Origin of the sequence: Dapis hubbardiae BLCC-M172, from assembly GCF_050016015.1 — a bacterium.
Classification (GTDB): Bacteria; Cyanobacteriota; Cyanobacteriia; order Cyanobacteriales; family Microcoleaceae; genus Trichodesmium.
This window is the reverse complement of sequence record NZ_JBNHEQ010000182.1, coordinates 14805-27348: the sequence shown is the minus strand read 5'-3', so window position 1 is coordinate 27348 and position 12544 is coordinate 14805. Positions and strand designations below refer to the sequence as shown.

The 12544-nt window shown below is 35.0% G+C and carries 12 protein-coding genes and 1 pseudogene; 4 read left to right on the top strand and 9 right to left on the bottom strand.

Translation table 11 applies throughout. The annotated features are described in order from the left end of the window. From ACP6PK_RS16680 to ACP6PK_RS16670, 3 genes and pseudogenes are all read right to left on the bottom strand, one after another. On the bottom strand, positions 1 to 1683 hold a 1683-nt coding region (locus ACP6PK_RS16680; RefSeq protein ID WP_426560979.1), incomplete at its 3' end, for a glycerol-3-phosphate acyltransferase. Continuing rightward, on the bottom strand, positions 1673 to 2092 hold the full coding sequence (locus ACP6PK_RS16675) for a hypothetical protein (protein ID WP_426560977.1): 420 nt from the start codon (positions 2090 to 2092) through the stop codon (positions 1673 to 1675). The genes ACP6PK_RS16680 and ACP6PK_RS16675, both read right to left, overlap by 11 nt. After that, positions 2089 to 3171 (bottom strand): annotated as a pseudogene (locus ACP6PK_RS16670) (RNA-guided endonuclease InsQ/TnpB family protein). The gene ACP6PK_RS16675 and the pseudogene ACP6PK_RS16670 overlap by 4 nt, the downstream one beginning before the upstream one ends. Before the next feature lie 331 nt (positions 3172 to 3502). Here ACP6PK_RS16670 and psb35 point away from each other — a divergent pair. Further along, a complete protein-coding gene (gene psb35 / locus ACP6PK_RS16665) occupies positions 3503 to 3670 on the top strand; it encodes a photosystem II assembly protein Psb35 (protein WP_426560975.1) in 168 nt (55 codons plus the stop codon). A 244-nt stretch (positions 3671 to 3914) separates the two neighbouring features. On the opposite strand, the gene ACP6PK_RS16660 is transcribed toward psb35, so the two are convergent. The 3 genes from ACP6PK_RS16660 to ACP6PK_RS16650 form a co-directional block, all read right to left on the bottom strand. Beyond that, entirely contained in the window at positions 3915 to 4676 is a 762-nt protein-coding gene (locus ACP6PK_RS16660) for an LmeA family phospholipid-binding protein (RefSeq protein ID WP_426560973.1), read from the bottom strand. Between the two features lie 456 nt (positions 4677 to 5132). Next, positions 5133 to 5735 carry a pentapeptide repeat-containing protein gene (locus tag ACP6PK_RS16655; RefSeq protein ID WP_094671476.1) on the bottom strand — a complete coding sequence of 201 codons (603 nt, stop codon included), beginning with the start codon at positions 5733 to 5735 and terminating at the stop codon, positions 5133 to 5135. Positions 5736 to 6154: 419 nt separating this feature from the next. Beyond that, complete coding sequence (locus tag ACP6PK_RS16650; RefSeq protein ID WP_426560971.1) at positions 6155 to 7555, bottom strand: HD domain-containing phosphohydrolase; 1401 nt, start codon at positions 7553 to 7555, stop codon at positions 6155 to 6157. Positions 7556 to 8052: 497 nt separating this feature from the next. Here ACP6PK_RS16650 and ACP6PK_RS16645 point away from each other — a divergent pair, with 497 nt between their 5' ends. From ACP6PK_RS16645 to ACP6PK_RS16635, 3 genes are all read left to right on the top strand, one after another. Continuing rightward, positions 8053 to 9387 carry a TMEM143 family protein gene (locus tag ACP6PK_RS16645; protein ID WP_426560969.1) on the top strand — a complete coding sequence of 445 codons (1335 nt, stop codon included), beginning with the start codon at positions 8053 to 8055 and terminating at the stop codon, positions 9385 to 9387. A 270-nt stretch (positions 9388 to 9657) separates the two neighbouring features. Next, positions 9658 to 10485, top strand: a complete 828-nt coding sequence (locus tag ACP6PK_RS16640; protein ID WP_426560967.1) for a hypothetical protein — start codon at positions 9658 to 9660, stop codon at positions 10483 to 10485. Positions 10486 to 10489: 4 nt separating this feature from the next. Further along, positions 10490 to 10945, top strand: a complete 456-nt coding sequence (locus ACP6PK_RS16635; protein WP_426560985.1) for a CHAT domain-containing protein — start codon at positions 10490 to 10492, stop codon at positions 10943 to 10945. 210 nt (positions 10946 to 11155) lie between these two features. Here the strand turns inward: ACP6PK_RS16635 and ACP6PK_RS16630 are convergent, their stop codons facing one another. The 3 genes from ACP6PK_RS16630 to ACP6PK_RS16620 are packed head-to-tail and all read right to left on the bottom strand — an operon-like array spanning position 11156 to position 12276. Further along, positions 11156 to 11320, bottom strand: a complete 165-nt coding sequence (locus ACP6PK_RS16630) for a hypothetical protein (protein ID WP_426560965.1) — start codon at positions 11318 to 11320, stop codon at positions 11156 to 11158. Between the two features lie 22 nt (positions 11321 to 11342). Continuing rightward, the gene (locus tag ACP6PK_RS16625) at positions 11343 to 11711 is read right to left on the bottom strand and encodes a transposase (protein WP_426560983.1); all 369 of its coding nucleotides are present in this window, start codon (positions 11709 to 11711) and stop codon (positions 11343 to 11345) included. Between the two features lie 55 nt (positions 11712 to 11766). Beyond that, entirely contained in the window at positions 11767 to 12276 is a 510-nt protein-coding gene (locus ACP6PK_RS16620) for a hypothetical protein (protein WP_426560963.1), read from the bottom strand. Between the last annotated feature and the right edge of the window lie 268 nt (positions 12277 to 12544).

Below are 12544 nucleotides of genomic sequence, written 5' to 3'. Positions count from 1 at the left end.
TGGGTTGAATAGCCTGTTGTCTACAGAGTGTTTAAAATTGGTTGAGGTTTGAGTCTCCATCCACTTTTTTCCTCTTCCTTCTTCCTTCTGACTTCTGACTTCTTCAACAATTTCTTCAGGTAAAATATCCGGATTTTTTACTTGCTCTAAAGATAGATTTTTATCTTTATCTTTTGGGTTGAATAGCCTGTTGTCTACAGAGTGTTTAAAATTGGTTGAGGTTTGAGTCTCCATCCACTTTTTTCCTCTTCCTTCTTCCTTCTGACTTCTGACTTCTTCAACAATTTCTTCAGGTAAAATATCCGGATTTTTTACTTGCTCTAAAGATAGATTTTTATCTTTATCTTTTGGGTTGAATAGCCTGTTGTCTACAGAGTGTTTAAAATTGGTTGAGGTTTGAGTCACTATCCACTTCTTCCCTGTTCCTTCTTCCCTCTTACTTCTGACTTCTTCCTTCTGACTTCTTCCTTCTTCAACAATTTCTAAATGCACAGGAGTAAACTGCCCACCCACAACTTTTTCTGCACCTCCAGGTAGAGCTTCAATAATTATTTTCCCACCACCATCCAAAGGATTACGAGTAAACATTACTCCTGCAACTTGACTAATAAGATAAGGCTGAATTAATACCGCCATTTCTGCATCAGGAATTTCTTTTTGTCGTCGATAAGTAACAGCTTCCGGCAACCAATAAGATTGACGACAAATATTAATTGCCTCTAATAATTCTGTTTCATTTCTCACAGGAAAAATAGTTTCATATTGTCCGGCAGCAGAACTATTATCGCTATCTTCCCCCACTGCTGAAGAACGAACAATTAGGGGAAAACTCCAAGACATTTCATTTAATTGATCTAGAATTTTATCTGCTGATAAAAAACCAGTCGAGAACCGAGAATCAACAACAGATTTGTTCACCCCACCCTCTACAACTAATTCCCTATTTCCACTTTCAATAGCAGATAAAACAAAACCTTCAGGAACATTAAAACCAGCTTTTTTCAGTAGAGCTAATCTGGCTGCTTTTTCTCCACAAATTTTAGCTTCAAGTTGATTATCAAGAGAAAATATAGGTTGTTTTTGTAAAGCCATATCATCACTTTGGCGAAAATTTATTACTACTAATAAAATGACTAATACCGCCATTGCCAACAATTCAGAAAAAGATGGTTCCTGGCGAAATAATAAAACCCATAAAAAACTACTGAGACATCCCAAACGAGCAGACCATTGTCGAATATTTTGATTTTTTCGAGGAAAGATTTGTTTACCTATGACTAATATTAAAGAACCAGTTATTCCCGAAGCCAATACCACAACAGCAGAATAAACCAAAACTCCCCAACTAGCATTAGTAACACCACCACCTTGAGCAATAAAATATCTACCCGCGACTAAAAATATTAATCCTACTAATTGCCAAGTAGGAATTTCTGGAAATAATAATTTTGCTGCTAAAACAGGAGCAATTCCTCTACTAATTTCTGCCAAGACAGCAAATATTGCCACAGGTTTTGGTGCATGAACAAATGAGGCTGCAACACTAACATTACCTGTACCAACTTTTGTTAGGTCGATATTTGCCAGATTCTTAACTATTAAATTAGTTAGAGGAAGAGCGCCTAGACAAAAGGAAAAAGTTAGAAATAATCCTGGAATTAATATTTGCATATCAAGAGACATCTTTGTATGGTCGCCTTGCTGTCACAGAATTAAACTGAGTATCCACAAACTGCACTGGCTTGTAAGTCTCAATCCACAAATGTGCGCCACAAGGCAAGGGTTTATAAGGCTTATAAACTATACTACACGGACCATCGATAACCATCTGATAGCCCATATCATTACGATTTGTCTGCTTCAAGGTAACTACTGGTATCAATTGGTCAGGAGTCATTAGAGGATCTTCTTTAATCCTCTTGCCATTTACTTTAATGAAATGTTGATTGACATGAATCTTGGTCGGATTCTTGCGCTTGTGATGACACCAAACACCTTTAGGACCTGCTTCATAAAACCGATATAAAACGTCATAATATGGCATTTTACTGTTTACTTCCTGCTTCAACTGAGGCCGTCGGCGGTTACTCATCCACAAGCATTCACGGTCAAGCCGACCGCATCTCTCAAATTTATACTGGCGTTTAAATCTCTATCTATTGACAATCCACACTCTGGGCAATCATAAGTTCTCAGATTTAATGGCATATCTTGAACGTGACCACAGTTTGAGCAAGTCTTTGACGATGGGAAAAACCTATCAACTACTACTAACTCTGAACCGTACCATTGGCACTTATATTCTAGCTGTCGCCTGAACTCATAAAATCACTATCTGCTAATTGATTTAGCTAGCTTATGGTTGCCTAACATTCCCCTCACATTCAAATCTTCAATAACAACTTGGCCGTGGTTTTTGGCTAAGTATGTTGTCAGTTTATGAAGTGCGTCATGACGAATGTTTGCTATTTTTCCATGCAATTTAGCTATCTTCAGTTGTGCTGCCCTCCAGTTAGCAGAGCCTACCTTTTTATGACGATTTAGGTATTGCAGCCTAGACAACTTAGATTCAAATTTTTGGTACGATCTCACACTTTCAAATACTTTTCCATCACTTAATCTAGCTAAGGTTTTCACACCTAAATCTACACCTACTACATCAGTTTTTTTAGGCGTGGTTATGGCATGAAATTCATAGCTACAACTGAGATACCAATCACCTGCTTGTCTACTAATTGTTATTTTTTTAGTTGTCGCTTCAATTGGTTCATAAGTTTTTACCCAACCGATAAAAGGTAACTTGTGAGACCAACCATTAAGTTCTATTGGTTTTCCGCAATTATCAATTGTGAAGGAATCATGTTTACCTTTCTTCTTAAATCGTGGATGTTTACCTAAGCCTTGAAAAAACCTCTTAAATGCTTCACCTAAGTTTCGGAAAGCGTATTGATAAACTCTAGACGACAATTTTTGCATCCAGGGTATTAATGGTTTTGTATGATTAGTAAAAACCTCTCTGAGTTTACGGACATTCGGTTTATAACCATCTTTGTAGGCTGCATTCGATAAACTTAAACCCCAATTATAAACCCACCTTGAATAACCTGCGTGTTGGGCTAAAAGCGTTTTTTGCTGATTATTTAATTTGAGTTTGGTTCTAATGGATTTCATCTATGAGATGCGAAGAGTCTGCCTAAAGTTTATTGGAGTTTAAATTATTATATAGTTATTATTTGATTTACGTCAATACTCTCTTTTAAGTTGACGACTGTATTTTCAATCACCAGAGAAAACTATCTCATTATACTGCGTTATAACGTAAATTGTCAACTAGGTAAAAACTCTTTTACCTGGTATGACAATAGGCATTTTTCTTTTTCCATAAAGAGGAATTTGCCAAAATCCCTCTCTGGAAATAATAGTGGATTTTTCTTTCAACTGCTCCAGGCCGTGAGATAATATTAATGGTACTCAAATAAAAATATAATAGGAAGATTTAATTATGGTACAAGGCGATCTATGGATTCCGATAGCAGTTGTAGTAGTAGGCTTTGTAGCTGCTGTAAGTATCGGTTCAATTGCTTGGTATAATTCTAAACGTCCTCCCGGTTGGGAAGATACCCAACGTCCTGATTATATTCCTAAAGTTGATCAGGATGAAAATAGCTAGTCTGGCTAATGGATAATGGGTAATTGATCATTGATAATGAAAGAGTTTTTTTAATCTCTAATTTTTCAACTCTTCTTAATGCTCTAATTATCCATTATCAATTAAATCAATTATAGTTTTAACGAAAGGTAATTATCCATTTCCATTATCAATTAATGAAAGCTATTTTTAGGTCAATAAACAAATTGTAGGGATATTGCGCCAACATCCCTACAAAAAAATATATTTTTACATCAATTTAATCCTATTTCTTCTTAACCCCACTGGGGAATTGATCGATTTTAGCTATACCATAGAATGTAATGTTATCTTTTCCGATTCGTAGCCGATCTACTCGTAGTTGAGTATTTTCTAATGCAAATTTATCTAAGTCTAGTAAATTATTGACATGATCTATAAGAGATTTACCTAAGTCTATAGATTCTTGATTACCATTATATTTGACATTTACAAATCTGATTTTACGTCGCTCCTCCACTTCTACCTCAGCAGTAAAATCAACATCTATGAGTTGATTTGAACTTCCTACTCCGACTTGAGTGTTTAGTCTTAAGGCTCTATCTTCAGTAATACTCATTTGAGTATTGTGAAAATGTAGGGGTTGCCCCTGATATTTAAGCCTTTGGAGTTTCTCTACCACAAATGGAGTATTAAAAGAGGTGGTCAAATCTGACTCACTTAATACTGTCCTCATAGTGGCCTGGATAGGCTGCTTGAGTTTTACTTTACCTGTAAAAATTGCACTGAAGTCTATCGATATAGCTTGCAGGTAAAGTTCCATGACTTCTATGCGAAGGCCATTATACATCTGCATTCCCTTGCCTATGAAATCAAACCCATCCAGACTACCCTGTAAGAGTTTGGCCACTGGCTCGGCGCGGACATTGGCTTCGACTTGATCAGAGCTTCTAAACAGAGCTGCAATTGCTGCTCCTGCTACCTTGCTAACTAGGCGGTCGCCACTTTGATTTTGCATTGGTGTACTCGTAAACAATGCCGTCACCATAATTTTTCAATATGTACCTTCACGGATATTATAACCTTTTTGTGAAGAATTGTAAAATTTACTTTGACTTGTGTAAATTTATTTGTACTTATGTAAATAATAAGCTGTACTATACTTTAGCTTTTTTAATCAAAAAACAAAGTAAATGAGGTAGTCTGAATAACTATCCTTATAGGATTTATCTATTAAAGAGGGAACAGGGAATAGGGAATAGGGAATAGGAAGAAATAATAGATAATTTCCCATGGGAGAATTGATTTTATTTTTAATTTTCACGCCTATGTCTATTGATTAATGCTTTGAGCGTGAACACTATTTTATACTTTGATATTTTTGTACCTAGAGGATATGCAGAAAAGCTACTTTGTTGAAACTTGCAATATGGTGTAGTTATCCGTACAAAAGGTAGGGTAGACAAAAAACTTTTGACTGTTGACTTTTGATTTTTAACTTGACTTAATCCAGAGGTGTGCCTTGGACACAAGCATCAGTTAATAAAGTCCCGGTTAAGTCAGCCTTTTCTACTACAGCACAGAGCAAATTCGCTCTTTGTAAGTTTGTGCCTCGGAGTATCGCCCCACTTAGATTAGCCTCTTCTAAATCTGCTTGGGATAAGTCTGCACCAGAAAGATTAGCACTACTAAACTCTGCTTGAAACAAATTTGCTCTGATCAAATTCACTCCTCGTAAGTCAGCTCCCCGAAAATCAAGACCACTGAGGTCTAAATTGTTAAAGATAGCTCCATTTAAGAATGCTCCTGCAAAGCTAGCTTCTCTAAGTTGAGCATCGATAAAAATAGCACCCCGTAAATCTGCATTACGAAAGTCTGCTCCTTTCAAGTCAGCACCAGTAAAATCTACACCCCGAAGATTAGCTCTCAATTTTGCTCTTTGTAGATTTGCACCAGCAAAATTAACTCCAACTAAGTGAGCTTGGTTAAAGTCTACTTCTGGAAGTTGAGTTCCAGCTAAATCCGCACCAGGGAGGTGAGCATTTGCTAAATCTTTAATTTTACCTGCTCGAACTGCTGAAATGTCAAGAGATTTTAATTCATTCATCTTTATCAATTATTTGGATGTTAAGTTTTCGCTTTTTGTTGAAATCATCTCTGTGGGTTTTACAAGGGATAGAATTTCAACCAGTTATTAGAGTATTTTAAGCTTTATGTGTCAATATGACCTAATTAATGGATAATTAATAATGGATAATTGATAATTAGGGTTTGCTCTCTTAATCTAAAAGTCTTTACAAATAAAAGGTGCCTCTTTAGGTATCAAAAAGTGGGAATATCTTCGGTAGCTCTGGTTCAAAAATTTAGCATATTTGGCTAACTATGACATAAAAATTACTCTTACTATTTTTCTAACCAGATTCAGTAGGTCTCAAGGTTGCCCTTTAAAAGGGATAAAAAAAAAGAAAATTCAATCTTTCAAGCCTCCGTGACCTATTTGATATAATTATCAATTCTCAATTATTATTAATGTACTGATGTTTTGGCGCTAATTGCTTCTTCTAACCACACATTAGGTAATTGACGTGGCCTTTCAGGTAATTCCATCAGACCCATTTCTGTTAATCGAATCACATTACTGAGAGTTTCTACTAAGGTAGGGTCAAAATAAGTGCCACTGCGATCGCTACAAATTTTTAGTGCATCTCCTAAAGTAAGAGCAGCACGTCTACCCCGTGGTTGTGTCAGCTCTTGGAAGTAAGATACTAAACCAAGAATACGAGACTCTATAGGTATTTCTTCTTCCCTCAGACCATCTGGTTTACCACTACCATCCCAATATTCTAAATGATGAGCAATAATGTTAGTGACTGGTGCTAATTCTGGCATTGCTGCTAATAATTGAGCGCCAAGTACACTCTTTTCCTGCCAAAAATTTAGACTTTTATCATCTAATTCATTAGGTGTTTTAGTAAATACTTCTTTTGGTGCTGAAACTAATCCAACTCGAAATAATAATCCTGCCAACCGCAAACGTCGCAATTTCAGGGTTGGTAAATCTAACATTTGCCCTAAAGTTTCAGATAAAGCTGCTACTTGGAGAGATGCAATGGGGTTTGTTTCATCTTGCTCGTCTACTTTCTGTGCCATTCGTAAAAATGCCTGCAATTTGTTAGCATTGAGGTTGCGACTGACTCGTAATGCTTGACCTTCTAATTCCCACAGTTCCCTTGTTTGTCTATTTATGGCAATCATTTGTTCCTGAGTTGTTTGCAGGTAAGAAACTATTCTAGAAACTACATCACTCATATCTGTAGGTGGCATACCTTCAGTATTGATAATTGCCTGATGTTGTTTTTGAATTGTATCTGCTAGTCCAGGATTATAAGGGCGACATCTTTCTGTAAGTATTTCTGCTGCTTTTGCCACTAAGTTCCGATCAAACGTCCATAAACCGTAGAATTTTCTCTCTATATCTACAGTTGGTTTGCCGTGGGGTAAATATTCATCTTCAGACAGTTCATGGCAAAGTACCATAGCTGTATAAGTTGGAGCTAGTATAATTAAATTCCATTCATTAACCAAACTATCCGTTGTTTCAAGATTAACTAAAGAGACATTTTCTAGCTTACTTGTAGGATGTTTGGATAATCCACTATCTGGTACTGCACCAATCATAATATGAGAGCTACATTGAGCTATTTCTTCATAACGCTCTGCTTCTTGCAGATACCATTTTCCTTGTTGAAATGTTACTAAAACTAATGGTTTTCCTTCCGGTTCTATACTGCAAGTTTGTAATATATGGTCTTCTAAAGCATGACATAAAGCTACTAATGTATTTTTGAAATAAACTCCATAACTAGAGGGGAGTTTTCCTTCTGGACTAGCTTCTTTTAGTTGATTTAAAGTTGATTCGGGATTCATTTTATTAAATGATAATTATTTTATATATTTGTATTTTATCTAAGGTAAGCATTCATTTTTTAGCAGTCAGCTAGCCTCCTGGCTTGGAACTGCGTTAACAGCAAATGATGAATAATTATTTACTTAAGATTAAAGGAGGATACTTTGGTAGTAACTTTTAATTCTCTCTCAATTTATGAATTGCTTTTACGGAAAAATTAAGGTATAAAGCCTCTCCATTCATAGAAATAAAGAAAAAAAATACTTTTAGCCAATCCTCTTGTTTACAATAAGAGGTAATTATTAATTGTTAATTATTAATGATTGAACTCCCCCTCTCATCAATAGCTAATAGCTGATAGTTGAATGCTTACTTATCTTTATGGTTAACCTTAGTATTAAGATTATAACATTTACTCTATTTATACATAGTTTTATTATTTTGTCAAGTATTATCAAGTATTTATGTGGTAAAAAAAGTGGTAAAATATATCCAAATATAATTTAGGTATAGAACTATGACAGTTTATCAAGATAGGGAAGCATTTATTCCTTATTCCCGCCGAGATATAATAGAACTTTGTATTAAAGATGGTAAATTACCAGAAAGTTCTTTACAAAAATTTAGAGAATTTTGTTCTATTTTACTGGCATATTATCATTTCAAATTACATAAAACACTGGAAGTATTAAAGGAAAATTATGCGCCTTTTAATCCAGATGCTAATACTAAATATATTGCTGATTATTCTGACTCAGAACTAGCCACAATGCAAAATAAAGTAGTTCAAAGTTTTGCAGAAATTCTAGAACAAGGTAATTATTATCCCATATATCAAGCAAGTTTAGAACGTGCTTTTGAGGAAATGTCACTAATCGAATTAAAAACATTTATTGATTTTGATGATTTTGAAGAAATGGTATGTTACTGTCGGGGAGATATTTATCAGACATATAGTTTTAAGAGGTTTTTCCGAAAAATTGAACAAGAAATTAATATTTTTGAAAGAGTAGCTTTATTAATTAAGTGCAAGGATAAAGAAAAGAATAATACTTCTAATAATTCTCTGGAAGAGTCTAATTTAAGCGCTAGTAAAATCTATATTTCTCTCTACAGAAATATCCCTAAAAATGATATAGCATTTCTATTTCCTAATGTAAAAGTTAGCATGACTTTGAAAGACCGTTTGATGTTAATAATTCCTGCTATTGGTGCAGCAGTACCTATTGTCTTGAGAATTTTACCCCAATTATTACTAATTATTGGTGTGATTGTATTTTTGGTTTTTGGTCCTGATTATGTGGAACAATTAAAGTTGAGAGCTAATCCGCAAGATGTGAAAAATATGACAGGAATTTTATTGGGTTCATTATCTTTATTGGTAACTTTAGGAGGGTTTTGTTTTAAGCAATATAGTCAATACAAAACTAAACATATTAAGTTTCAAAAACAGGTAACAGAAACTTTATTTTTCAAGAATATTGCTAATAATGCTGGTGTATTTCAAACTTTAATTGATGATGCTGAAGAAGAGGAATGTAAGGAAATTATTTTGGTTTATTATCATTTATTAACGAGCAATATGTCCCTAACTCCAGAACAATTGGATGACAAAATTGAAGCTTGGATGGAGGAAAATTTTGATACAAAAATTGATTTTGATATTAATGGACCTTTGAATAATATGACAAAAATTCAGGGCAAAATTGTCAGAGATGGTGAAGATGATGAAGAAGTTTCAGAGATACCATTATTAACATACAATGAAAATGGTTGTTGTCAAGTTTTACCTCTAGATGATGCGAAAAAATTAATAGATTATATTTGGGATAATGCGTTTCATTATGCTTAAAGTAAATGGATAATTGATAATTAATACAGCAGATTATAACTTGGTGAGGCATAACCATCGTGGGCAAAATGCCTGTAGTAGGAACATTTTATTATTAATAGACATCTGCAGAAAAGAGGGAGTAGGGAGTAGGAATTAGGAGGAAATAATTGATAATTTATGGGTGATAACTGATTTTATTTTTTATTATCGGAGATGTCTAATCTTTGTATTTCATGTAATTGGAATCTACTGTAATTAATAACTAATAACTGATAATAGAGGTAATTTATGGAAGCTAGTTTGGTAGGTTTAGCAGGTTGGGGATTATCGAAAATTGCTGACTCTTTGTGGGATACTGCCTGGGAAAAAGGAGGCAAAAGTCTCACTCAATCTCTGAAGAAAACAGATTTAGAAAAAGCTTTAAAATCCGGTAAAAAATCTATTGAAGCATGGGAAAAACTACTCCCTCCTCAACAACTTTTATTCTATTCGGTTAAAAGAGATGGATGGAACGGAGCTGACAATTTTTGGCGTTGCATATTTGTGGAATTAATTATAGTTTTAGAGAAAGAGGAAGTAAAAGATAGGATTTACCTTTTATGCAAGGATTCATCCCTTGGTTCAGCAACGCCCAATTTTTTGATTCAATATTTTAATCATTCTGCTGTTTTGACGGAATTACAAAAACCATTAACTAATCACGGGAAGCCAGATATTGATATTTTAATTGCCATCTTTCAACAGGAAGCTGAAGCTAAAAATATTCAATTAAATCAAGGAAGTCTACAGCGGTGGATAGAAACTTTTGTTAATGCTTATTTTAAAGAAACTGATACTTATATTAAATTTCAGGTTGCCAAACAAAATTATTTTGAACAGTTAGCCAATTGGTTTGATGATGTGAAATTTGCTGGAATTTCTGTGCCTGGGCAAGAAGTAGAAAAGTCAGAGAAATTAGCTAACATTTTTGTCATGCCAGATGTGGTAGAGGATGTCTCAACAGGAGGAGGTTTTGAACAGGATTTATTATTAGGAGGGGCGTTGCTGAAACAAGGGGTGAATCCTTGCATAAAAGGTAAATTCCATCTTTTACTTCCTCTTTCTCTAAAACTATAATTCCATAGGAGACTTATTTCTCTCCTGTTGTGAAACAGCATTAGGCAACTCAGAATTAACGGACGATATTTTTACCCTCAGCGCCGCCTTTTTATCAGCAGGAGCGTCCAATTTTATCAGTAGTTTGTGGTCTGTGGATGATTTAGCCACAACAATTTTATCATATTTTTACCACCGCAACCGCGCCCAAGGTATTACGAGTGCAGATGCGTTATGGCAAGCACAGATGGAGTTGAAAGAATTAACTTTAGCTAAAGCAAAGGAGAGTCTGAAAAATGTGGAAGCAGTATTAGATAAGTTTACAGAGGGGAGCAGAGAGTATGAGGAACAGGAGAACATAGCAGATAACTGTCAGGAAATTTCTGATTTAGTGATCCAAGCCAAAAATTTAATCGGAGGGGAAAAACGGTTTAATCATCCTTATTATTGGGCAGGTTTTGTCTGTCAAGGAGAAGGGTAAATTCAGTTATCAGTTATCAGCTTTAAGTTTTCAGTAGTCGAGTATCTTGCTCGCCAGAATGACAACCGTACGAAAAAAACTGTAGAAAATCGTAACAGTTTTTATCTTGATATTGGATTAACCAATACAGGCGCTCTCGGCGCAGCTCACTATTTCCATCCTCCGGAATGCTACGCAAACGGCAGTAAATGCCTCTGGGAATTTCTTATCTTAAATTTGAAGACTGCCATTGATATCGGCATTAATGACTATACCAGTTGCACTCAAAAATAAACCACGTTTGACTCGTTTACCCCCATAAGTTTCATGTTTAATTGGTGGCTCTTGGTCAAGGGCAGATGTTTTGCTTGTATAGCTTTCCTCTGTTTCAATCACCTTGATTCCTGCTAGCTGACATTTATAAGTAATTTGCTTGGGCTTTCTTATCATGTGGTATTTGAGTAAAATTTTGGTTGTTTTTTTTGCCTATATTTGCACCTTGTTTCCAGTTATCATTTTTTCCAATTACTACAGTACCAATATTATTTGTGGTTAAATACTCAACCACTAAGAAACTGGTGTTATGCAGATAATTCTCCACAAAACGATTTCGATGATAACTCAATGCTTCAATCTTACGACTGGTTTTTCTTTTGCCTTTGAGATGACTTTGGTACTTAGCTTTACGCTTGTTATATAATTGATTGACGCTTTTTAGTGGCTTCCCGTTAATCAGCAGTGGTTTGACACCAGGCTTATTTGTAGATAGAGCTACTAATCGGTCAATCCCTAAGTCAATCCCGGCTACATATCTTGAGTTTATTTGTGGCTGATTCGTTTTTTCACGCCACTACTTCAATTATATAGCAGGCAGTAGCAGGTACGATCCTCACTTCGATTACAGTATCCACAACTACAGGTATTTTGATTTCACTCATGGATAAGTGACAAATACCATTTTTCAAACTTGCTCTATAGACTGATTCCTTTGAATATATAACTACATTTCTACCTTTGGTTTTGTCCTTATATTTGGGTATTTTGGGCTTACCCAAAAACTTCCCTGGACGTTTTGACCATTCTTTGATTGCCTGAAAATAACCACGCCAATTGGCAACCAAGCATTTTATTATTTGTTTTGATACTTTAGTTGGTAATGCTCTATAGGCATCGCTATCTTTGGTGGCGTGGTACAGTTTAGTTAAATCCAGACTTTTTGAGAACTTGAAAAAATGCTGACGATAATAATAATTAGCCAAATTATACAAGTTTTTTGACTTAAAAGCTAACTGATCACAACAAGCCCAATACTGATGTTTTCGCTTAATAATATGTCTGTCAACAAGTCGCATTCACCTGAATTATTTCCTAAGCTTTACCTGTTTAATATTAAAACACTTTTCTACTTCTAGCAACTACTTTCTACAATTTTCATTCAACAGTTAATCACCCCTACGGGAGGTTGTGTTGTATGCAATGTCCCTACTAACTTCTAATATCATGTCCGTTGGTATCGTTTGTGTAAAAGCCTTGGAAATATCTACCTTATGTAAGATTTTTCCTTTTCTTAAAGTTTCTTCCTTCTTCCTTCTCTCCTAGATAACTAAAGCCTTCTTCCTT

Coding starts and splice junctions, on each gene's coding strand:
- ACP6PK_RS16620 (WP_426560963.1), bottom strand. CDS start 12,276: ATGCGACTTGTTGACAGACATATTATTAAGCGAAAACATCAGTATTGG.
- psb35 (WP_426560975.1), top strand. CDS start 3,503: ATGGTACAAGGCGATCTATGGATTCCGATAGCAGTTGTAGTAGTAGGC.
- ACP6PK_RS16640 (WP_426560967.1), top strand. CDS start 9,658: ATGGAAGCTAGTTTGGTAGGTTTAGCAGGTTGGGGATTATCGAAAATT.
- ACP6PK_RS16675 (WP_426560977.1), bottom strand. CDS start 2,092: ATGAGTAACCGCCGACGGCCTCAGTTGAAGCAGGAAGTAAACAGTAAA.
- ACP6PK_RS16650 (WP_426560971.1), bottom strand. CDS start 7,555: ATGAATCCCGAATCAACTTTAAATCAACTAAAAGAAGCTAGTCCAGAA.
- ACP6PK_RS16655 (WP_094671476.1), bottom strand. CDS start 5,735: ATGAATGAATTAAAATCTCTTGACATTTCAGCAGTTCGAGCAGGTAAA.
- ACP6PK_RS16645 (WP_426560969.1), top strand. CDS start 8,053: ATGACAGTTTATCAAGATAGGGAAGCATTTATTCCTTATTCCCGCCGA.
- ACP6PK_RS16660 (WP_426560973.1), bottom strand. CDS start 4,676: ATGGTGACGGCATTGTTTACGAGTACACCAATGCAAAATCAAAGTGGC.